This is a genomic window from Cronobacter turicensis (assembly GCF_041222865.1).
GTDB lineage: Bacteria > Pseudomonadota > Gammaproteobacteria > Enterobacterales > Enterobacteriaceae > Cronobacter > Cronobacter turicensis.
Genome location: NZ_CP165997.1, coordinates 4303308 through 4322735, shown reverse-complemented (window position 1 = coordinate 4322735; position 19428 = coordinate 4303308). Strand labels below are relative to the sequence as shown.

Annotated in this window: 19 protein-coding genes and 1 pseudogene; 15 read left to right on the top strand and 5 right to left on the bottom strand. The window is 59.2% G+C overall.

Annotated features, from left to right (window positions below):
* Positions 1-50: 50 nt before the first annotated feature.
* The 4 genes from AB8W27_RS20545 (at position 51) to AB8W27_RS20530 (ending at position 5098) form a co-directional block, all read left to right on the top strand.
* Positions 51-1388, top strand: a complete 1338-nt coding sequence (locus tag AB8W27_RS20545; protein WP_041923033.1) for an MFS transporter — start codon at positions 51-53, stop codon at positions 1386-1388.
* Positions 1389-1525: 137 nt separating this feature from the next.
* Positions 1526-2845: an MFS transporter gene (locus AB8W27_RS20540; protein WP_041923034.1), complete on the top strand. Its 1320-nt coding sequence runs from the start codon at positions 1526-1528 to the stop codon at positions 2843-2845.
* Positions 2842-3774, top strand: a complete 933-nt coding sequence (locus tag AB8W27_RS20535) for a 2-hydroxyacid dehydrogenase (protein WP_012814739.1) — start codon at positions 2842-2844, stop codon at positions 3772-3774. Before AB8W27_RS20540 ends, AB8W27_RS20535 begins: the two co-directional genes overlap by 4 nt.
* Positions 3775-3835: 61 nt before the next feature.
* Positions 3836-5098: a DUF3748 domain-containing protein gene (locus tag AB8W27_RS20530; RefSeq protein ID WP_012814740.1), complete on the top strand. Its 1263-nt coding sequence runs from the start codon at positions 3836-3838 to the stop codon at positions 5096-5098.
* Here the strand turns inward: AB8W27_RS20530 and AB8W27_RS20525 are convergent.
* Positions 5099-5424 (bottom strand): annotated as a pseudogene (locus AB8W27_RS20525) (YceK/YidQ family lipoprotein).
* Positions 5425-5728: 304 nt separating this feature from the next.
* Between AB8W27_RS20525 and ibpA the strand changes: the two are divergent.
* The gene (ibpA, locus tag AB8W27_RS20520) at positions 5729-6145 is read left to right on the top strand and encodes a small heat shock chaperone IbpA (RefSeq protein WP_007765875.1); all 417 of its coding nucleotides are present in this window, start codon (positions 5729-5731) and stop codon (positions 6143-6145) included.
* 111 nt (positions 6146-6256) lie between these two features.
* Positions 6257-6742 carry a small heat shock chaperone IbpB gene (gene ibpB, locus AB8W27_RS20515; RefSeq protein ID WP_041923035.1) on the top strand — a complete coding sequence of 162 codons (486 nt, stop codon included), beginning with the start codon at positions 6257-6259 and terminating at the stop codon, positions 6740-6742.
* A 60-nt stretch (positions 6743-6802) separates the two neighbouring features.
* Here the strand turns inward: ibpB and AB8W27_RS20510 are convergent, their stop codons facing one another.
* Positions 6803-7519: a GntR family transcriptional regulator gene (locus AB8W27_RS20510; protein ID WP_012814743.1), complete on the bottom strand. Its 717-nt coding sequence runs from the start codon at positions 7517-7519 to the stop codon at positions 6803-6805.
* Positions 7520-7740: 221 nt separating this feature from the next.
* Between AB8W27_RS20510 and AB8W27_RS20505 the strand changes: the two genes are divergently transcribed.
* From AB8W27_RS20505 to AB8W27_RS20485, 5 genes are all read left to right on the top strand, one after another.
* Positions 7741-9357, top strand: coding sequence for an alpha-glucoside-specific PTS transporter subunit IIBC (locus tag AB8W27_RS20505; RefSeq protein ID WP_012814744.1), 1617 nt, complete (start codon positions 7741-7743; stop codon positions 9355-9357).
* Positions 9354-10676, top strand: coding sequence for a 6-phospho-alpha-glucosidase (locus AB8W27_RS20500; protein ID WP_041923036.1), 1323 nt, complete (start codon positions 9354-9356; stop codon positions 10674-10676). The genes AB8W27_RS20505 and AB8W27_RS20500 overlap by 4 nt, the downstream gene beginning before the upstream one ends.
* Positions 10677-10793: 117 nt before the next feature.
* The gene (locus AB8W27_RS20495) at positions 10794-11141 is read left to right on the top strand and encodes a YidH family protein (RefSeq protein WP_007765897.1); all 348 of its coding nucleotides are present in this window, start codon (positions 10794-10796) and stop codon (positions 11139-11141) included.
* Positions 11131-11472 (top strand): DUF202 domain-containing protein, encoded by a 342-nt coding sequence (locus tag AB8W27_RS20490; protein ID WP_012814746.1) that lies wholly within the window; start codon positions 11131-11133, stop codon positions 11470-11472. Before AB8W27_RS20495 ends, AB8W27_RS20490 begins: the two co-directional genes overlap by 11 nt.
* Before the next feature lie 73 nt (positions 11473-11545).
* Positions 11546-12643 carry a cellulase family glycosylhydrolase gene (locus tag AB8W27_RS20485; protein ID WP_041923037.1) on the top strand — a complete coding sequence of 366 codons (1098 nt, stop codon included), beginning with the start codon at positions 11546-11548 and terminating at the stop codon, positions 12641-12643.
* Here the strand turns inward: AB8W27_RS20485 and emrD are convergent.
* The 3 genes from emrD to tisB form a co-directional block, all read right to left on the bottom strand.
* A complete protein-coding gene (emrD, locus tag AB8W27_RS20480) occupies positions 12546-13724 on the bottom strand; it encodes a multidrug efflux MFS transporter EmrD (protein ID WP_081469628.1) in 1179 nt (392 codons plus the stop codon). The genes AB8W27_RS20485 and emrD overlap by 98 nt on opposite strands.
* Before the next feature lie 211 nt (positions 13725-13935).
* On the bottom strand, positions 13936-14388 hold the full coding sequence (locus AB8W27_RS20475; protein ID WP_012814749.1) for a GNAT family N-acetyltransferase: 453 nt from the start codon (positions 14386-14388) through the stop codon (positions 13936-13938).
* A 75-nt stretch (positions 14389-14463) separates the two neighbouring features.
* Complete coding sequence (gene tisB, locus AB8W27_RS20470; protein ID WP_032803729.1) at positions 14464-14553, bottom strand: type I toxin-antitoxin system toxin TisB; 90 nt, start codon at positions 14551-14553, stop codon at positions 14464-14466.
* 1228 nt (positions 14554-15781) lie between these two features.
* Between tisB and AB8W27_RS20465 the strand changes: the two genes are divergently transcribed.
* The 4 genes from AB8W27_RS20465 to AB8W27_RS20450 are packed head-to-tail and all read left to right on the top strand — an operon-like array spanning position 15782 to position 19428.
* Entirely contained in the window at positions 15782-16276 is a 495-nt protein-coding gene (locus AB8W27_RS20465) for a hypothetical protein (protein ID WP_012814751.1), read from the top strand.
* A 24-nt stretch (positions 16277-16300) separates the two neighbouring features.
* The gene (gene tssJ / locus AB8W27_RS20460) at positions 16301-16807 is read left to right on the top strand and encodes a type VI secretion system lipoprotein TssJ (RefSeq protein WP_007765905.1); all 507 of its coding nucleotides are present in this window, start codon (positions 16301-16303) and stop codon (positions 16805-16807) included.
* A gap of 24 nt (positions 16808-16831) precedes the next feature.
* Positions 16832-18175: a type VI secretion system baseplate subunit TssK gene (gene tssK, locus AB8W27_RS20455; protein ID WP_007765906.1), complete on the top strand. Its 1344-nt coding sequence runs from the start codon at positions 16832-16834 to the stop codon at positions 18173-18175.
* 17 nt (positions 18176-18192) lie between these two features.
* A complete protein-coding gene (locus AB8W27_RS20450) occupies positions 18193-19428 on the top strand; it encodes a DotU family type VI secretion system protein (RefSeq protein WP_007703845.1) in 1236 nt (411 codons plus the stop codon).

Genomic DNA, 19428 nt, shown 5'->3' with positions numbered 1-19428 from the left:
CCGGGCGGTAAACCCGAATATAAAAACACACCCTCTGTATTTTACAGGGCATGGTGAGCGGCCTCGCTATGCCCTTATTCTGGAGACAGAACGTTATGGATATTTCTGTAACTGCTGCAAAACCGGGGCGTCGTCGTTATCTGACGCTGGCGATGATCTTTATTACCGTGGTGATTTGTTATGTCGACCGCGCCAATTTAGCCGTCGCGTCGGCGCATATTCAGGAGGAGTTTGGCATCAGCAAAGCGGAAATGGGCTACGTCTTTTCCGCCTTCGCCTGGCTCTATACGCTCTGCCAGATCCCCGGCGGCTGGCTTCTCGACCGCATGGGCTCGCGGCTGACCTATTTTATCGCCATTTTCGGCTGGTCGGTGGCGACGCTGTTTCAGGGCTTCGCAACCGGGCTGATGTCCCTGATTGGCCTGCGCGCCATCACCGGCATCTTCGAAGCGCCCGCGTTCCCGACCAACAACCGTATGGTGACCAGCTGGTTCCCGGAGCAGGAACGCGCCTCGGCGGTCGGGTTTTACACCTCCGGGCAGTTCGTCGGGCTCGCGTTTCTCACGCCGCTGCTTATCTGGATCCAGGAGCTTTTAAGCTGGCACTGGGTATTTATCATCACCGGCGGGATTGGGATTATCTGGTCGCTCGTCTGGTTTAAGGTGTATCAGCCGCCGCGGCTCACCAAAGGCATCAGCCAGGCGGAGCTTGATTACATCCGCGACGGCGGCGGCCAGGTGGACGGCGACGCGCCCGCCGCGAAAGCCGGGCGTCAGCCGCTCTCCCGCGCCGACTGGAAGCTGGTGTTCCATCGCAAACTGATAGGCGTCTATCTCGGCCAGTTTGCGGTCACGTCCACGCTCTGGTTCTTCCTGACCTGGTTCCCGAACTATCTCACGCAGGAGAAAGGCATCACGGCGCTGAAAGCGGGCTTTATGACCACCGTGCCGTTCCTCGCGGCGTTCGTCGGCGTGCTCCTCTCCGGCTGGGTGGCGGACCGTCTGGTGCGTAAAGGCTATTCGCTTGGCGTGGCGCGCAAGCTGCCGATTATCTGCGGTCTGCTGATCTCCACCTGCATTATGGGCGCGAATTACACCAACGATCCGACGTGGATTGTGGTGCTGATGGCGCTCGCATTCTTCGGTAATGGTTTTGCGTCGATCACCTGGTCGCTGGTGTCGTCGCTGGCCCCGATGCGGCTGATTGGGCTTACCGGCGGCATGTTTAACTTCGTCGGCGGGCTGGGCGGTATCACGGTGCCGCTGGTGATTGGTTATCTGGCGCAGGATTACGGCTTTGGCCCGGCGCTGGTGTACATCTCGGTCGTGGCGCTCATCGGCGCGCTCTCTTACATCCTGCTGGTCGGGGAGGTGAAACGCGTCGGCTGAGGCCGTCACGGAAGGCAGGGACGCCTGCGACGGAATGCGCAGATAACGCGCCGCCGGTCACCGGCGCGCGTTACGTATCAACATATAACAACCATAAACCTGCCGGGTTTGCCACGGCAGGAAAAGAGGGTTCTGCTATGCATACCGATCTGTACTCGACCACCCTGCGGCAGCTTAACGCGAAGATAATCCCGTTTATCATCCTCTGCTACTTTGTCGCTAACCTCGATAAAACCAACATCTCCATCGCGGCGCTGCAAATGAACGCCGATCTCGGCCTGAGCGCCAGCATGTATGGCCTCGGCGTCGGGATGTTCTACATCTCCTACATCATTTTTGAAATCCCGAGCAACGTCATCATGACGAAGGTGGGCGCCCGCATCTGGATAGCCCGCATCATGATAACCTGGGGCATCGTCAGCGCCGGGATGTCGCTGGTGCAGACGCCAACGCAGCTCTACGTCATGCGCTTTTTGCTGGGCATGGCGGAGGCGGGCTTTACGCCGGGCATCATCTATTACATCTCCTGCTGGTTCCCGAAGAGTAACCGCGCGCGGGCGATGTCGTTCTTTTACATGGGCTCGGTGATGGCGTCGATCATCGGCCTGCCGATCTCCGGCTCTATTCTGAACATGCACGGCATCGCCGATATCGCAGGCTGGCGCTGGCTGTTCGCCATTGAGGGCATTCCGGCGATAGTGCTCGGCATTATGGTGCTGTGGCGACTGCCGCAGACGCCGGACCACGCCCCCTGGCTGTCGACGGAACAGAAAGGCTGGCTGAAGGCGCAGCTGGCGCGCGACAACGCGGGCGTGGAAGTCGGTAATAACCACAGCTGGCTGAGCGCGCTGAAAAACAAAACTGTGCTTCTGCTGAGCCTGGTCTGGTTCCTCCAGGCGTTTGGGTCTATCGGCATTACGCTGTTTCTGCCGCTCATCATCAAAAGCATGGCGAGCGATCAGAGCAACATCGTTGTGAGCCTGCTCTCTGCGGTGCCGTTTATCGCCGCCTGCGTGTTTATGTATCTCAACGGTCGCCACTCCGACACCACGAAGGAGCGCTCCTGGCATCTCGGCCTGCCGCTGATCCTCTCCGGCGTGTCGCTGGCCATCGCTATCTGGTCCAGCAATCTGCTGGTGGCCTACGGGCTGCTGGTGCTGACGGTGGGCTTTAACTTCGCCCTTACGCCGATCTTCTGGGCCGTCACCACCGAAAAACTCGCGGGCGTGGCCGCTGCCGCCTCTATCGCGTTTATCAACACCGTGGCGAATTTCGTCGGGCTCGGCCTGCCGCCGGTGCTCGGCAAAATCAAAGACGCGACGGACAGCTACCACTACGGGCTGTTGATTGTGGCCGTGGCGCTGATCCTCGGCGGCATTATTGGCGTGCTGGTCTCACGCCCGGCGCGCCCCGGCGTAGCTGGACCGTCCGCTTCACTTAAACAGGGGTCCCGATGAAACCGATTGTGCTTAAACACGCGTATCTGCCGGATGCGCTGACGGTTGAACTGCGCGAGCGCTACGATCTGCGTGAATTTTCGCAGATGTCTGACGCCGACGTAGAGGCGATTGCAGGCGACATCACGGCGCTTGTCACCAACGGCGAAGCGGTGGTGACGCGGGCGTTTATCACGCGGCTCCCGGCGCTTTCGTTGATTGCGGTGTTCGGCGTCGGTTATGACGGCGTGGACGTCGCAGCGGCGCGCGAGCGCGGCATCGCCGTCACCCATACGCCGGGCGTGCTGACGGATGACGTGGCCGATCTCGCCATTGGCCTGATGCTCGCCACGTCGCGCCGTATCGTCGCCGCGCAAAAGTTTATCGAGCAGGGCGGCTGGCAGCAGGGCGGTTTTACGTGGACGCGGAAAGTCTCCGGCGCGCGGCTTGGTATTTTCGGCATGGGGCGTATCGGGCAGGCCATCGCCCGCCGCGCGCAGGCGTTTGATATGGCTATCTCTTATACCGGCCGCCAGCCGCGCAGCGCGCTGCCGTACCGCTTTGTACCGGATTTACAGCAGCTGGCGCAGGAGAGCGATTTCCTGATGCTCTGCGCGCCAGGCGGCGATGCCACGCGCGGCGTGGTCAATGCCGCCGTGCTGGAGGCGCTCGGGCCGCAGGGCATACTGATTAACATTGCGCGCGGCAGCGTGGTGAATGAAACGGCGCTGATTGCGGCGCTGGAGCGTGGCGCGATTGCCGGCGCCGGGCTGGATGTTTTCACGGATGAGCCGAACGTGCCCGCGGCGCTGCAACAGCGCGACAACGTCGTCATCACGCCGCATATGGCGAGCGCCACGTGGGAGACGCGGCGCGAGATGTCGCGGCTGGTGCTGGAGAACGTCAACGCCTGGTGTACAGGCGAGCCGCTGATTACGCCGGTTCCCTGATAGGCTTTTTTCGCGGAATCTTTTACCCTGAGGCCCTCTTTGGCTTCAGGGTTTTCTCTTGATGAAACAGCTCACGTTCGCCCCACGTCACCATCAGCTCACCAATATTAACGTCTGGACGCCCGACAGCCAGTGGCTGGCGTTTGATGTGCGCCCGTCCGGCGCGTCGTTTACCGGCAAAACCATTGAGCGCGTCAATGTCGGGACCGGCGAGGTGGAAGTGCTCTACCGTGCGCCCGACGGCGCGCACGTGGGCGTGGTGACGGTGAGCCCCGTGGCGGAGCAGTATGTTTTCATTCACGGCCCGGAGAACCCGGACGACACCTGGCGCTACGATTTTCATCACCGCCGCGGCGTGGTGGTGGAAAACGGCGCGGCAGAGAATCTCGATGCGATGGATATTACGCCGCCGTTTACGCCCGGCGCGCTGCGCGGCGGCAGCCATGTGCATGTCTTCAGCCCGGACGGCGCCTGGCTGAGCTTCACCTATAACGATCACGTCCTGCATGAGCGCGATCCGGCGCTCGATTTGCGGAACGTCGGCGTGGCGCTGCCGTTCGGGCCGGTCACGCCGCCCTGCACGCACCGGCGCGAATACGCAGGCAGCCGCTGGTGCGCGCTGGTAAGCCGCACCACGCCCGCGCCGCGCCCCGGCAGCGATGAGATCAACCGCGCGTATGAAGAGGGCTGGATTGGGCTGCATGGCTATCAGAACGCCGACGGCACGCGGCAGCGCCGCGCGCTGGCGTTTATCGGCGATACGCTGACGCAGGCAGGCGTGAAAGCGCCGGAGCTGTTTATCGTGGATTTACCGCAAGACGAGGCCGCGTGGAAAACGCCCGGCGACGCGCCGCTTGCAGGCACGCTGGACGCTATGCCCGCGCCGCCCGCGGGCGTCATGCAGCGCCGTCTGACATTCACGCACGATCGCCGCTATCCGGGGCTTGCCGCCACGCCGCGCCACTGGGTGCGCAGCAATCCGCAGGGTACGGAAATCGCCTTTTTGATGAACGATGATAACGGCGTGGCGCAACTGTGGCTCATTTCGCCTGCGGGCGGCGAGCCGCGTCAGGTGACGCAGGGCGCACAGGGTGTGGCATCGGCGTTTAGCTGGCACCCGTCGGGCGAGGCGCTCGGGTTTATGCAGGACAACCGGATTGTGCTGTGCGATGCTCAGACCGGCGAGATAACGCCGCTCACGCCGCCGCAAACGGCGGCGATTTCAGCGGATGCCGTAGTAATATCACCGGATGGAAAACGCATCGCCTGGATGCAGGAGACCGACGGTTTCCGCCAGATCTGGATGACGGAAACCGGGCGGTAATCAGGGCGCGGGGGGAATGACAGCGTTAATGGCGAAGGACTTCTTTTCGCTCTCTTCCACCCGTGATTTCACCGATTTATCGGTACGGAAGGCGTCCCACGGGATAAGCAGCGTGTCCGCTATCGCCGTAAAGGGGAGATCGAGCGCCACCAGCGGCTTCAGCCCCAGCTGGTGTCGTCATCGGCGAGCATCGTCGCACTGGCGCGCGTGCCGGGATAATACCCCTGCTCGCCGCCGCCGGTGTGCGACATGACGCTGGAACAGCCGCCAAGCAGCAACGCGCTGCCGCAAAAAATCACTTTCCCGAGAGTATTGTTCATTTTCATTCTTCTGTTGTGTCGTCGCATCGCAGGCGTCAGACATGAGATATAACGCCCCTGAATCAGAATGAATAGCGCGCCTTTGCCGTCCTGTGGCAGCGCTCGCAGTTTAGCATAAGATGCTGTTACTCCCAGTCTACGCAAAGAAATGTAAATCGACAAAAAAAGGCCGATTTCGGCCCTTGAAAAGCGTCGGGCCGCACCCATTTTTGGATCGTGGTCGCAGGGAGGATGCCGAACGGGTCTCCCGCCACAGCCGCCTGTCCTTTAAGGAGGGCGATGTTAACTCTCGCTGATTTCAGGAGTATGTATGCGTAACTTTGATTTATCCCCGCTGTATCGTTCCGCCATCGGTTTTGACCGTCTTTTCAATCTGCTTGAGAACAACCAGAGCCAGAGCAACGGCGGTTACCCTCCGTATAACGTCGAGCTGGTAGATGAAAACCACTACCGTATCGCCATTGCCGTGGCAGGCTTTGCGGAAAGCGAGCTGGATATTACTGCCCAGGACAACCTGCTGGTGGTGAAAGGCTCCCACGCGCCGGATCAGAAAGAGCGTACCTACCTGTATCAGGGTATCGCCGAGCGCAACTTCGAGCGCAAATTCCAGCTGGCCGAAAATATCTTCGTGCGTGGCGCAAATCTGGTGAACGGCCTGCTCTACATCGAGCTTGAGCGCGTGATCCCGGAAGCCAAAAAACCGCGCCGTATCGAAATCGGTAACTAATTTCGCCGGGTCGCCGCAGCGGCCCATATTTGTCGTTCCGTGCTCGCCGAACGGGAGCACAGCCAGTTAACGCACTGGCGTTTTCACTCGCTTCAAAGAAGGAGAGATACTATGCGTAACTATGATTTATCCCCGTTTTTCCGTCAGTGGATCGGTTTTGACAAACTGGCCAACGCGCTGATGAACACCGCTGAAAGCCAGAGCTTCCCGCCCTATAACATCGAAAAAAGCGACGACAACCACTATCGCATTACCCTTGCGTTAGCCGGTTTCCGTCAGGAAGATCTGGAAATTGAGCTGGAAAACACCGTGCTGCGCGTGAAAGGTACGCCGATGAAACCGGAAAACGAACCGAAATGGCTCCATCAGGGACTGGTTGTTCAGCCCTTCAGCCTGAGCTTCACGCTGGCTGAGCATATGGAAGTCTCCGGCGCGACCTTCACCAACGGGCTGCTGCACATCGATCTGGTGCGCAACATTCCGGAGGCGCTGGCCCCGCAGCGTATCGCCATCGGCCAGCCGCGCGCTCAGGATGACGAGCGCGTCATTGAAGGCGAACGCCCGGCGCTGAGCCATAGCGAAACCGAAAACCAGTAACGGCATCTCATGAAAAGGCCCCCGCAGCGGGGCCTTTTTTTATGCGTAACCGTCCGATCATCACAATACTGGCGGGCGAACGCGATGCAGGTGGTAATCCACCTGATAGTCGCTGGTATTGCGGAACATCACCGAGTAATTGAGAAACTCGCCGTTATCGCTGTAGGAGAGCGACGTAATGCGCAACAGCGGCGTCTGCTCCTGCACGTTCATCATCGCCGCCAGCTGTTTATCCGCCAGCACCGGCGTCAGGCTTTCATAGTTGCCGCTGATGGTAATGCCGCACTCCTTCTCGATGTAATCAAATTTCGAGCCCTCCAGATGCGCCAGCGACAGGGTGCGGAACAGCTTCACCGGCATATAGCTGTCTTCCAGCATCAGCGGCTTGCCCTCGACATAACGCACCCGGCGCGAGAAGTAGATACGTTCGTTTATCTGAATGCGCAACTGGCTGGCGATGGCGGGCGGCGCGGGCATCACTTCAAACTGCAACACCTTGCTGTGCACGTCTTTCCCTTGCTGACGCAGCACCTCAGCCAGCCCCGTCAGGCTGGTGGTTTCGTGGTGCACGTCTTTGCGCGCCACATAGGTGCCGCTGCCGTGACGGCGCACCACCAGCCCCCAGTCCACCAGTAAATCGACCGCTTTGCGAATCGTCATGCGCGCCACGCCAAACTCCTGCGCCAGCGCTTTCTCGCCCGGCAGCGGGCTGCCGATGTGGTAGTCCGATGAATTCAGGCGCAGACGCAGCCGTTCGGCAATGGATTTGTAGATCACCTGTAGACCTCTTTACGCCTGTTAGCGGGGAGATAGCCCCTGAAGATGTCCAGATTTAACAGGAAAAGTAGACCTGAGTGCACAAATTAAAACCATGAATGCGATCACGGATCGCAGCGGCGCGCCATGTTCGCGGCAGGGTTAGTTTTTATGCTCACTTCAGGCCACCAGAAAATCATTAAGGCCTCAAACCCTACAGGTTGTTACATGAGGATGTAAAAATGCTCAGTCAAATACAACGATTTGGCGGCGCCATGTTTACCCCGGTGTTGTTATTTCCTTTCGCCGGGATGGTCGTCGGCCTTGCCATCATGCTGCAAAATCCGCTGTTTGTGGGCGAGGCATTAACCGCGCCCGATAACCTCTTCGCACAGATTATTCATATTATCGAAGAGGGCGGCTGGGCGGTGTTTCGTAATATGCCGCTGATTTTCGCGGTCGGCTTGCCGATTGGCCTGGCGCGTCAGGCGCAGGGCCGGGCCTGCCTGGCCGTGCTCATTAGCTTTCTGACCTGGAACTATTTTATTAACGCGATGGGCATGACCTGGGGTCATTTCTTTGGCGTGAATTTCGCCGCCGACCCTGTCGCGGGCAGCGGGTTAACGCTCATTGCCGGGATTAAAACGCTTGATACCAGCATTATCGGCGCGATTGTCATCTCCGGGCTTGTGACGGCCATTCATAACCGTTATTACGAAAAATCGTTACCGGTCTTCCTCGGTATTTTTCAGGGCACCTCATTTGTGGTGATTATCGCGTTCTTTGTGATGATCCCCTGCGCCTGGCTCACGCTGCTGGGCTGGCCGAAAGTACAGATGGGCATTGAGTCATTACAGGCGTTCTTACGCTCCGCTGGGGCGCTCGGCGTCTGGGTCTATACCTTCCTTGAGCGCATTCTGATCCCGACAGGGCTGCATCACTTCGTCTACGGCCCGTTTATCTTCGGCCCGGCGGCGGTGGAAGGCGGCATTCAGGTCTACTGGGCGCAGCATTTGCAGGAATTCAGCCAGAGCACGGCGCCGCTCAAATCGCTGTTCCCGGAAGGCGGCTTTGCGCTTCACGGCAACTCGAAAGTGTTCGGCTCGGTGGGCATTGCGCTGGCGCTCTGGTACACCGCCGAGCCGGAAAACCGCGTCAAAGTCGCGGGGCTGTTGATCCCCGCGACATTAACGGCGGTGCTGGTGGGCATCACCGAACCGCTGGAGTTCACCTTCCTGTTTATTTCTCCGCTGCTGTTCGCGGTGCACGCGGTGCTGGCGGCCACGATGGCGACGCTGATGTATGTTTTCGGCGTCGTGGGCAACATGGGCGGCGGCCTGCTTGACCAATTCCTGCCGCAGAACTGGATCCCGATGTTCCATAACCACGCCGGGATGGTGTTCACCCAGATTGGCATCGGCTGCGGATTTACCGCGCTCTACTTCGTCGTCTTCAGAGCGCTTATCCTGCGCCTCGACCTCAAAACGCCAGGCCGCGCCGAAAGCGACATCAAGCTCTACAGCAAAGCCGATTACCGCGCCGCGCGCGGGCAGACTACGGCGGCGGCGCACTCCGCTGCCGGTCAGGCCGCCGGTTTCCTTCAGGCGCTCGGCGGCGCGGAAAATATCGAAAGCATCAATAACTGCGCCACCCGGTTGCGCATCACGCTCATCGACATGGCGCAAACCCAGAGTGACGACGTCTTTAAAGCCCTTGGCGCCCACGGCGTGGTGCGTCGCGGCAACGGTATCCAGGTGATTGTCGGCCTGCACGTTCCTCAGGTGCGCGACCAGCTTGAATCGCTGATGAAAACCCCTTCCACGAACCCACTATCCCCCATGACGGAGGCTGTATCATGAAAAAATTCTCAGTTGTCATCGCAGGCGGCGGCAGCACCTTTACGCCCGGCATTGTTCTGATGCTGCTGGCTAACCGCGATCGCTTCCCGCTGCGCGCGTTGAAATTCTATGACAACGACGGCGCGCGTCAGGAGATCATCGCCGAAGCGTGCAAAATCCTGCTGAAGGAGCAGGCACCGGAGATCGAGTTTACCTACACCACGGACCCGCAAACGGCCTTCACCGACGTGGATTTTGTGATGGCGCATATTCGCGTCGGCAAATACCCGATGCGCGAACAGGATGAAAAAATTCCGCTGCGTCATGGCGTGGTCGGCCAGGAGACCTGCGGCCCGGGCGGGATCGCCTACGGGATGCGCTCTATCGGCGGCGTGCTGGAGCTCGTGGATTACATGGAGCAATATTCGCCGAACGCCTGGATGCTGAACTACTCCAACCCGGCGGCGATTGTGGCGGAAGCCACCCGCCGTCTGCGCCCGAACGCCAGAATTCTCAACATCTGCGATATGCCGATTGGCATTGAAGGGCGGATGGCGAAAATCGTCGGTCTGGGCAGCCGCAAAGAGATGCGCGTGCGCTACTACGGCCTTAACCACTTTGGCTGGTGGACATCGATTGAAGATCTGGAGGGCAACGATCTGATGCCGCGGCTGCGCGAGTATGTGGCGCAGCATGGCTATGTGCCGCCTTCAGAGGACGCGCATACCGAAGCGAGCTGGAACGACACCTTCGCGAAAGCGAAAGATGTGCAGGCGCTGGATCCGGACACCATGCCGAACACCTACCTGAAATACTATCTCTTCCCGGATTACGTTGTGGCGCATTCCAACCCGACGCACACCCGCGCCAACGAAGTCATGGAGCATCGCGAAAAACAGGTCTTTGACGCGTGCCGCGCCATTATCACCGCAGGCCACTCGTCGGCAGGCGAGCTGGAGATAGACGAACATGCGTCGTATATCGTCGATCTGGCGACCGCTATCGCCTTTAACACTCAGGCGCGGATGTTGCTGATTGTGCCGAACAACGGCGCTATCCATAACTTTGATGCCGATGCGATGGTCGAGATCCCGTGTCTGGTGGGTAAAAACGGGCCAGAGCCGCTGACGGTCGGCGATATTCCGCATTTCCAGAAAGGGCTGATGAGCCAGCAGGTGGCGGTAGAGAAACTGGTGGTGGACGCCTGGGAGCAGCGCTCACGGCAGAAACTGTGGCAGGCGATCACGCTGTCGAAAACCGTCCCCAGCGCGTCGGTCGCGAAAGCGATTCTCGACGATCTGATTGAGGCTAACAAAGACTACTGGCCGGAACTGCACTAACGTTACGCCCCGCCTTACCGACCGGCATCATCACGGTGCCGGTCGCGCCGCTTCTGCTCCTCTGCGACGCCCGTTTTACGTTATGCTGAGCGTGCACAGGTAAAACAGGGAGCCGTCATGAAAATTTCCCGTCTCGGCGAGGCGCCGGACTATCGCTTTTCGCTGGCCAACGAACGTACGTTTCTGGCGTGGGTGCGCACCGCGCTGGGGTTTCTGGCCGCGGGCGTCGGGCTCGATCAACTGGCGCCGGATTTCGCCACGCCTGTGGTACGCGAGGCCGTATCGCTGCTGCTCTGTTTCTTCGCGGGGGCGCTCGCCATTTACGGTTACCTGCGCTGGTTGCGCAACGAAAAGGCGATGCGCCTGAAAGCGGAGCTGCCCTATACCCGCATGCTGGCCTTTATCAGCGGCGTGCTGGTCGTGGTGGCGCTGGCGGTCATGCTGGTGGTGTTTTATGCCGGGTAATCCACGCGATCCGGGCCTGCAACCGGAGCGCACGTCGCTTGCGTGGGTTCGCACGCTGCTTGGCTACGGCGCGCTGCTGGCCCTGGCGTTGCGCCATGCGTGGAATAATGCGGGTCTGCTTATCTGGCTGGCGCTGGGGTGTCTTACGGCGGTGGCCGGGATGATTTACGTTTATGCCCGCAAACGTCACCTGACCGCGCTGGTGCACGAGGATTTTTCCGCGCCCGGCCAGGTGCGGGCGAAACTGGCGATTGCGCTGGCCGTCTGCGCGCTGGCGCTGCTCTTTGTGGTGACGCATCTCCATGCGCTGATGCAGTTGCTTGCCGAATAACACATCCGCAGACTACCCGGCCTGCGCGGATCCGTGCTACATATTCCTGATTCCTGTTCCCGATACGGTCGCCATGAAAACGCTGCTCCCCCTCGCTTTCCTGCTGCTCTTTACCTCCGCCCATGCCGCGCCGCCCGCAAGCGACGGCGAGCCGCTGACGGCCCAGCGCTACAGCGCGCAGCTGGGTGTCGGCATGGATGTCGACTGGGCGCGCACCGAACGCGGCATCCGCGAGTTCGATCCGCTGGCGGTACGCGATTTTCAGCAGCGCGGCATTCGCCACGTGCGGGTACGAGTGGCGGGCGACGCCACCGAAGAGCGCCTGATCCATTTGCGCAAAATCGTCGAAGCCTGCGAGCGCTACGACATCATCCCGATTATTTCTTATCAGGCCGACGCGTTTAAGGCGGACCCAAGCGCGCAGAACGCCGCGAAAGTGGTGGCCTGGTGGAGCGCCGTGGCGAACTACTTTGGCAGCGAACATCCGTTGCTGGGGTTCGATCTGATTTATGAGCCTGCCGACAAGCTCAACCACAACCCGCAGCAGCTCAACCGGCTGTATGGCGACGTGATCAAAACCATTCACCATGTGGATGCGCAACGGATGATATTTATCGCGCCACGCTTTCGCGCCGTGCCGGAAGATCTCCCGACGCTGAAACTGCCGCCCCAGAGCAGCCATTACGTGCTGGCCCAGTGGCATATTTTCCCGTGGGGGCCGCTGCGCGCGAATGGCAAATACCCGTGGACGTCCGGCACGGCGGCGGAAAAAGCGGCGATCCGCGAGCGCATTAACAGCGCTCGCCACTGGCAGCAGAAAACCGGTCATGTCAGCTGGGTGGGCGGCTGGTCGGCAGCGCAGACGGTGAAAACCACGCCGTCGGCGACGACGCTCGCATTCGCCAGTTTTATGGCCTGCGAGCTGAAAAAGGCGGGCATTCCGTATGCGCTCAATGCCGCCAGTCAGTTTTACGACGGAGAAGAGGGCGCCTGGCGACCCGCGCAGGCCGCCCTGCTGGATGCAATGATGAACCCGACCTGCGCCCCTGACAGCGCGCCGGGGCATGTTCGCGTTAAATCGTCTGCTCCGGCATCCGCTCACGGTGCGCCAGCGGCAGCCAGCACGCCAGCATCAGCACACCCATCGCCGTCATCAGCATCCCGAGGCTAAACTGCCCGTTTTGCGGCAGCAGCGCGGATGACCACGCCAGCAGCCCGGACCCGCAGTTTTGCAGGCCGCCCACCAGCGCGCCGGCGGTGCCTGCGAGGAACGGGAACGGCTCCATCGCGCCGCTGGTGGCGAGCGGGAATAGCATCCCGGCGCCGAAGAAAAAGAGCGCGGCGGGAATAATCAGCGTCCAGATATTCATGATGCCAAGCCACCCCGGCAGCCACATCAGCACGCCCGCGCAGAGGCAACTCAACACCGCCTGCCACATCAGCGTGGTGAAGCGCTTATGCGTGCGCCCCGCAAACCAGGCGCCGAAAAACGCCGCCGGGATCGGCAGGATAAACAGCACGCTCACCGCGAGGCTGCTCAGCCCAAGCCCGGCGCCCATCAGCACGCCGGAGCAGGCTTCGAATACCGCCACGCCCGCGAGCGCGGCAACCAGCATAATCAGATAGCAGTTAAAGCTGGCGGTGCCGAACAGCAGTTTGTAGCTCGCCAGCAGGCGGGGGCGCTGCGCCTGTACCGGGCGCGTTTCCGGCATCCAGCGGAACATGCAAAACGTGACCACGACGGCAAGCGTAAGCAAAAACGCGAAGCAGGCGCGCCAGCCCCAGAGCGTATCCAGCAGACCGCCGAGCAGCGGCGCCACCAGCGGGCTCACCAGAATTCCCATATTCAGCAGACTGTTTGCCTGGCGCAGCGCCGGGCCTTCATAGAGATCGCGCGGCAGGGTTCGCGCCATCACGCCGCCCACGCCGGTGCCCATCCCCTGTAAACAACCGGCTGCGATCAGCACCGGCAGGCTTTGCGCGGCCAGCGCCACCAGCGTCGCCAGGATAAAAATCAGCAGTCCTGTAAGGATGACCGGGCGGCGGCCGATGCGGTCTGAAATCGGCCCGTAAATCAGTTGCGACACGCCGTAGGTGAGCAGATACGCCGCCATCACGCTCTGCACCGCGCCTTCACGGACGTTCATTTCCAGCGCGATATCGGCGATGGCCGGAATATAAATCGTCTGCGCCATCTGCCCGACGGCGACAAGCAGGATCAACATCATTAACAAATGACGGTTAGCGAACATTCTCATCATGGTTATTCGATATGCACAGGTGAAGGAAACAGGATATATCTCTGTATGGATATTAAATGCGAGAGAAATATACCGCATGTGCGGGGATTATCCAGTCAACTGTCACGGCATCGCGATTCATAGCAGGCAGCTTTTACGGACACTCATCGGAAAGATTTATTGCCACTGTGAATGACGCCACGGCAGGAAGCCGCGACGCGCTTCAGGCCGCAAACGGCAGCGTCAGCCGGTGCGTAATATGCGGGTGGTCCATCGGCAGAAAGCCGGCCTGTAAATAAAAGCTGAAGGCGGACTCCGGCGCGCGGATATTAAGATAATCGAAAGCGCTGTGGGCGTGATGGGCCAGCGTCACCAGCAGCTGATTGCCGACGCCAACGCGGCGTACCGCATGGCTGACATAAAGATGGCGCACGCGTCCGGCGCGAGGATGGGTATCAAAAGGGTCGCGGTTCAGACCGCCGACGCCGACCAGCGCGTCGCCAAGAAATGCGCCGAGCAGCCGTTCGCCGGGGGCGGAGAAGGCATTACTGCCGTCCATCCAGTGGACGGCGAGCCGGTCCAGCATGGTGAAGCCGAGCGCCTGACTCTCTTCACGCAGCCGGTCAAAATCGATGCCGACCGGGGTGACAGACCTGATAGTGATGATTCCTGACATCGTTCCCTCCTGGTGGATGTACCGTGTTAAAGAGGGGCGGTTGCCCGCCCCTCTTTGGTGCGGCCTGAACCTGAGTTACCGAAGGAACTTCAGGACAGCATCAAGCAGTTGCAGGACTGCAACAATGAGTTTCAGGATAAGGATAAACAAATCCACTCCGCTCATACGCGTCTCCTCTGGTAAAAGGAGCACCAACTGGCGTACCTCTCCGCTGCCTGTTGCCAGTTGTTTTGTTGGCGTAACACAGTGTGCTCTCTCGGGGTTAAGGCACTGACGGCACCACCCGTTTCAGCCAGGACTCTTTATTGCGCCCGTTTAAATGCGGCCCCGTATCGCACGCTGTGACAGCAACATCATTATAGATAAACACTGTATAAATGAACAGTATTTTCTGGACAAGAAAGGGAGAGCTGGACCATACTGATTAAAAGCCACTGCTGCGCCGCGCGCCAATTGCGGGTGTGCGCATTTCATCGTATAGTTACCCTGTTGACGTAACACAGTGTGCTTTGCGGCTACCAACCGCAACAGTAACTGAAAAAAACCTCGCCCCGGCGGGGTTTTTTTTCATCCCTGCCTCATAAACATTATGCGCAAAGCCGATCTGACCCTTCCGGAATAATCACGCGTAATAATATTCACATCCGTAGCGAAAGGCAGAGTAAAAAAGCGACATGCACGACATATTTCGCACTGTTTGTAAGGAAAATCTGATGACAAAAAAGCGCAATCAACTGCATTTATGCTTTCCAGGCAAATAGGTTTTTGGGAAAACGCAAATGCATTAGCACTATTTGCTGTCATCATTATTTAATGAAATTTTACTTAAGATCCTGCAGTGTGTTTTTTGGCGTGAATTTCCGCACCCACTAAATATGGTAGCTTCATATATTCACGCCTTCTTAATAATGTGTTTTCAGATTAATCCTAGCGTCTTGCCGGCCCGCTTTCTCTCCTTAAGCCCCCCTCATAAAGCGTTACGCTTTCCTGTTACTTTTACTTGTAAATCAATCGCTTAATATATTCAAAACAAATAATTTCGATTCGATATATTTATTCTTTGACCGATTATTTCGTGCGCTTAAGGGCGGAAAATTCCTAAAAATGCGCTATTGAATTAAACAGGTGGCTGTTTTCACCAGAATGCGCGCCAGACCTGGTGTTGAATTGTCATCAGGGTTATGTAGAATTTTCTCGCTCTGCCTCAGAAATATGCGTAAAACGTCCGGGTTTACTTCGGTAAAGCTCGTGCGGTAGCTATCTCTGAAGAAAATGAAATTCCTTCACCGAAATGGCATAATCTTCACTGGCAATGACAACTTTTTAGTCATAGCCTGAATCCAGAAGCCGTTATTTCTTTGTATACAGAATATATTTGCAACGGAAACCATCGATGAATATGCGAATCGTATTAGCCCTGCTGTTTGTGTTAGGCGTAGCGGGTTGTAAAACGCCGCCTCCTGCCGTTACGGATGACACTATCGTGACCAGTGTGGTTAATGGCGTCACGCTCACCCACCGCCACGCGGTGATCCCGCCAAAAGAGTTCGAGCCTGTTAACGAAGAGTACCGCGCGATGTACCCGGCGTCGGTCATGACCCGCCCTGATTTCGGCGGCAAAGTCGTTCGTCAACTGGAAACCGGCAAAACCTATAACGTACTGGGCCAGGTTGAAGACCATTGGCTGGCGCTGGCCGATCAGGGTGAAGAGCAACTGATTGGTTATGTTCCGCTGCGCGCGGCAGTGAAAAGCGATCTTTATGACGCGACCGTCAGTAAACAGATCCCGAAACTGCGCCGTAAAGCAGCCAAAGCCAACTGCGTAACGGTGGATGGCAATAGCAAAGCCTGTAAAAACACCAAAAGCGGAACCTGGGTTATTGATTAATCCTGATTCAATGAGCCACACCTCATGAAAAACCGTACCGTTTTACGCCAGGGCTTCCTGGCGTTTTTGATTGCCGCTCTCACCTTACTGAGCGGCTGCTTATCGTCTTCACGCAGCGTTCCTTCCCAGTACAGCCTGCATTTTCAGGCTCACCCGCAAATTAATAATTCCGCCCCGCTGAAAGTCCGGGTGCTGCTTTTGAAATCCGATGCCGACTTTATGTCTGCCGATTTCTTTTCGCTGCAAAACAATGCTCAGACCGTGCTGGGAGCGAACCTGCTCAACAGCGACGAGTTCTTCCTGATGCCAGGCCAGCTGGATAAAACCCTCAGCGGCCAGAGCTCGCTTGACGCGCGCTACATCGGCGTGATGGCGGAATATCAGGCGCTGGACGGCAAGAAGTGGCGAATCTCGCTCCCGCTCCCCGCACCCACGGACTCCAGTATTTACAAATTCTGGAAATGGTCATCCGACGAACTTGAGGCGAAAGTGTTTCTTGACGTCAACGGGATCCGCGTCATCAACGAATAATCAGCGCCCTTACAGGACACCAGTATGAACAAAGCAGAAAAAGTGGTCTGGACCGAAGGGATGTTCCTGCGTCCGCACCACTTCCAGCGTGCGGAAAGTTTCCTGCAACATCACATCCGCGAATGGGGTTCGTTGCAGCGTCCGTATCTCTGGGGATTTCTCGATCTGGAATTTGACGAGGCGATGCTGCGTCAGGGACGCGTGGCGCTGAGCTACGCCAGCGGTCTGCTGCCGGACGGCACGCCGTTCTCTTTCCGCGACGCCCGCCACGGCCCGGCGCCGCTCGCCATCCCCGATAACCTCACGCACGAGCGCGTGGTGCTGGCGTTGCCCGCCCGCCGCGCCGGACGCGAAGAAGTGATTTTCAGCGAGGCGGCCGATTCGCTCGCCCGCTACGCCACCTTTGAAGAAGAGGTGGAAGACGACAACGCGCTGGCGGTCGGCGCGGCGACGGTGCAGTTTGGCCGCCTGCGTCTCAAGCTGATGCTGGAGAGCGAACTGACCGCCGAGTGGACCGCCATTGGCGTCGCGCAGGTCATTGAAAAGCGCAACGACAACCAGGTGCGTCTCGACACCAGCTACATTCCGCCGATGCTTAACGCCATCAACAGCGGGCCGCTCTACAGCATGCTCAACGATCTGCATGGCCTGCTCGGCCAGCGCAGCCAGCAAATCAGCCAGCGCTTGCGCCAGCCGGGCCGGTTTAACACCTCCGAGATGGTGGAGTTCATGCTGCTGTCGCTGATTAACCATCATCTGGGCCACGTCACGCATTTAAAAACGCTGCCGTTGCTGCACCCGGAAACCCTCTGGCGCGACTGGCTGGCGTTCGCCTGCGAGCTCACCACCTGGACGGCGCAGCGCGCGCCGGATGCGACGCTGCCGGTTTACGACCATGACAACCTGGCGGGCTGCTTTGGCAAACTGACGCTGATGCTGCGCCAGGGCCTGTCGCTGGTGATGGAAGAGAGCGCCATTCAGCTGCCGCTCACCGAGCGTTCACACGGGCTCAACGTCGCCACCGTGCCGGAAAGCAACATGGTGCGCGAGTTCGGTTTCGTGCTGGCGGTCAAAGCCAACGTGCCGGGCGAGGCGCTGCAAACGCACTTCCCGGCGCAGATGAAAGTCGCGCCGGTCACCAAAATTCGCGATCTGGTGCAGCTGCAACTGCCGGGTATGGTGCTGCGCGCCATGCCGGTTGCGCCGCCGCAGATCCCGTGGCATGCCGGCTACAGCTATTTCGAACTGGAAAAGGGCGGCGAACTCTGGAAAGAGATGGAAAAATCCGGCGCGTTCGCGCTGCATCTCGCCGGTGAATTCCCGGGCCTTGATATGGAGTTTTGGGCCATTCGCAGTACGAATGAATAACACGACGAGCGCTCACTATGGAACCACAAGCCACCGGCAGCGATGCCATTCTTTCCGGCGCCAGCAGTAACAATCCGCTGGTCGCGGCGGCCAACCCGCTGCTTAACGCGATCCCGCAGATTCGTCATTCTGTTTCGCATGAAGATCAGGCCGGGCTGCGCCAGCGTCTGATCGATGAGATCCGCCGCTTTGAAGTGCGCTGCCAGCAGGCGGCGCTGCCTTACGAAGTGATCGTCGGCGCGCGCTACTGCCTGTGTACGGCGCTCGATGAAGCGGCAGCGCTCACGCCGTGGGGTAGCCGTGGCGTCTGGTCCGGCAGTGGTCTGCTGGTGACGTTCCACAACGAAACCTGGGGCGGCGAGAAATTCTTCCAGCTCCTGGCGCGGCTGTCGCAAAACCCGCGCGAGCACATCTTTCTGCTGGAGATGATCAACTACTGCCTGCTGCTCGGCTTCGAAGGGCGCTATCGCGTCATGGACAACGGCCGCACGCAGCTTGAAACCATCAAACAGCGCCTGTGGCAGATGATTCGCAGCGTGCGCGGCAGCTACCCGCCGCCGCTCTCGCCGCATCCGGAAGATCAACCGGTGCTGCGCAAGCTCTGGCGTCCTGTGGTGCCGCTGTGGGCCTGCGTGGCGCTGGCCGGTTTCCTGGCATGTCTGTTCTTTATCATTCTTAACTGGCGGCTTGGCGATAACACCAGCCCGGTGCTGGCGAAGATTTACCAGACGCCGCTGCCGGAAGTCACCGTTCAACAGCCCGCGCGAGAAGTGGCGCCAGTGCTTAACCTGCGCGGTTTCCTGCGTCCGGAAATTGAAGCGGGCCTGGTGGCGGTGCGCGACGAAGCCGATCGCAGCGTGGTGATTCTGAAAGGCGACGGTCTGTTCGCGTCCGCCTCGACCGTGGTGCGTGACCGTTATGAACCGGTTATCGACCGCGTGGCGCAGGCGATGAACAACGTCAGCGGCAAAATCCTCGTGGTGGGCTACAGCGACAACGTGCCTATCCGCAGCGCGCGTTTCGCTTCTAACTACGAGCTGTCGCTCTCGCGCGCCGAATCGGTACAGAAAATGCTCCAGGCGCACCTCGCCGACCCGAGCCGCGTCAGAGCGCAGGGCCGTGGCGAGATGGACCCTATCGCTCCGAACAATACGCCGGAAAACCGCGCCCGCAACCGCCGTGTAGAGATAACTCTGCTGGTGTCGCCGGATAACACTCTGGCCGAGCTGAACGGATTGCCGCAAGGAAACTAA

What these genes read in the sequence shown, in the direction of transcription:
- AB8W27_RS20490 (WP_012814746.1), top strand. Translation starts at nt 11,131, where the DNA reads ATGCCGGGTAATCCACGCGATCCGGGCCTGCAACCGGAGCGCACGTCG.
- AB8W27_RS20535 (WP_012814739.1), top strand. Translation starts at nt 2,842, where the DNA reads ATGAAACCGATTGTGCTTAAACACGCGTATCTGCCGGATGCGCTGACG.
- AB8W27_RS20450 (WP_007703845.1), top strand. Translation starts at nt 18,193, where the DNA reads ATGGAACCACAAGCCACCGGCAGCGATGCCATTCTTTCCGGCGCCAGC.
- tssJ (WP_007765905.1), top strand. Translation starts at nt 16,301, where the DNA reads ATGAAAAACCGTACCGTTTTACGCCAGGGCTTCCTGGCGTTTTTGATT.
- AB8W27_RS20505 (WP_012814744.1), top strand. Translation starts at nt 7,741, where the DNA reads ATGCTCAGTCAAATACAACGATTTGGCGGCGCCATGTTTACCCCGGTG.
- AB8W27_RS20475 (WP_012814749.1), bottom strand. Translation starts at nt 14,388, where the DNA reads ATGTCAGGAATCATCACTATCAGGTCTGTCACCCCGGTCGGCATCGAT.
- tssK (WP_007765906.1), top strand. Translation starts at nt 16,832, where the DNA reads ATGAACAAAGCAGAAAAAGTGGTCTGGACCGAAGGGATGTTCCTGCGT.
- AB8W27_RS20465 (WP_012814751.1), top strand. Translation starts at nt 15,782, where the DNA reads ATGAATATGCGAATCGTATTAGCCCTGCTGTTTGTGTTAGGCGTAGCG.
- AB8W27_RS20495 (WP_007765897.1), top strand. Translation starts at nt 10,794, where the DNA reads ATGAAAATTTCCCGTCTCGGCGAGGCGCCGGACTATCGCTTTTCGCTG.
- ibpB (WP_041923035.1), top strand. Translation starts at nt 6,257, where the DNA reads ATGCGTAACTATGATTTATCCCCGTTTTTCCGTCAGTGGATCGGTTTT.
- emrD (WP_081469628.1), bottom strand. Translation starts at nt 13,724, where the DNA reads ATGTTCGCTAACCGTCATTTGTTAATGATGTTGATCCTGCTTGTCGCC.
- AB8W27_RS20485 (WP_041923037.1), top strand. Translation starts at nt 11,546, where the DNA reads ATGAAAACGCTGCTCCCCCTCGCTTTCCTGCTGCTCTTTACCTCCGCC.
- AB8W27_RS20530 (WP_012814740.1), top strand. Translation starts at nt 3,836, where the DNA reads ATGAAACAGCTCACGTTCGCCCCACGTCACCATCAGCTCACCAATATT.
- AB8W27_RS20500 (WP_041923036.1), top strand. Translation starts at nt 9,354, where the DNA reads ATGAAAAAATTCTCAGTTGTCATCGCAGGCGGCGGCAGCACCTTTACG.
- AB8W27_RS20545 (WP_041923033.1), top strand. Translation starts at nt 51, where the DNA reads ATGGTGAGCGGCCTCGCTATGCCCTTATTCTGGAGACAGAACGTTATG.
- ibpA (WP_007765875.1), top strand. Translation starts at nt 5,729, where the DNA reads ATGCGTAACTTTGATTTATCCCCGCTGTATCGTTCCGCCATCGGTTTT.
- AB8W27_RS20540 (WP_041923034.1), top strand. Translation starts at nt 1,526, where the DNA reads ATGCATACCGATCTGTACTCGACCACCCTGCGGCAGCTTAACGCGAAG.
- tisB (WP_032803729.1), bottom strand. Translation starts at nt 14,553, where the DNA reads ATGAGCGGAGTGGATTTGTTTATCCTTATCCTGAAACTCATTGTTGCA.